Origin of the sequence: Frankia sp. R43 (genome assembly GCF_001306465.1) — a bacterium.
In the GTDB taxonomy this organism is placed as follows: Bacteria; Actinomycetota; Actinomycetes; order Frankiales; family Frankiaceae; genus Parafrankia; species Parafrankia irregularis.
Genome location: NZ_LFCW01000034.1, coordinates 1 through 788, shown reverse-complemented (window position 1 = coordinate 788; position 788 = coordinate 1). Strand labels below are relative to the sequence as shown.

The window sequence follows — 788 nt, the reverse complement described above, 5'->3', positions numbered from 1 at the left end:
ATTCCCAGACGTGCTTCCAGACGAAAGCGCGCAGGTACTGGAACGTTCTGGAGGACACCCCTGGCTGGAAGTAGGTGCACCAGCCCCGCAGTGCCTGGTTGAGGCCAGGCAGCAGGTCGGCCAGGTCCTGGTTCGTGGTCTGCCCGCACAACGCCTTCACCTTCATGGTGATATTGGCGAGAGATTTCTTCGCCGGGTAGGTGTAGACGAAACGCCGATCTGTCGTCCCCTTCTTCAGATGGCGCTGGATGCGCCACCCCAGGAAGTCCAGACCCTCGTCGATATGGGTGATCAGGGTCTTGCCCTCGGACAGACGTAGACCCACCGTGGACAGAACCCCCGCGATCTCCTCACGCAGGGTTTCCGCATGGTCGCGGTCACCTGCCACCATCAGGCACCAGTCATCGGCGTAACGGACCAGCCGGAAGTTCGGCAGGCCCTGCCGGCGACGCTTGGCCCGAAAATGCGCGCTGGTCGACGGGCCCCCCGGTGCGTGGGCGATGTAATCGTCCAGCACCGACAGGGCCACGTTACTCAGCAACGGTGAGAGGATCGCCCCCTGCGGGGCGCCGGCATCGGTCTTGCGGAGCTGGCGTTCCTGCGTGAGGATTCCAGCTTTCAAGAATGCCTTCACCAGGTTCAGGACACGCTTGTCTCCGATTCGTCGACGCACCCGGCCCATCAGGGCCGTGTGGTCGATCTCGTCGAAGCACGCCTTGATGTCTCCCTCGACGATCCAGTCGTACTGTGCTTTGTTGGTCGTGAGGAAGACGATCTCGGCGACGGCG

General features: G+C 62.8%; 1 protein-coding gene. It reads right to left on the bottom strand.

Annotated elements, in window-relative coordinates:
• Window positions 1–788, bottom strand: a 788-nt coding sequence (locus ACG83_RS41480) for a reverse transcriptase domain-containing protein (protein WP_255354855.1), incomplete at both ends; no start/stop codon positions are given.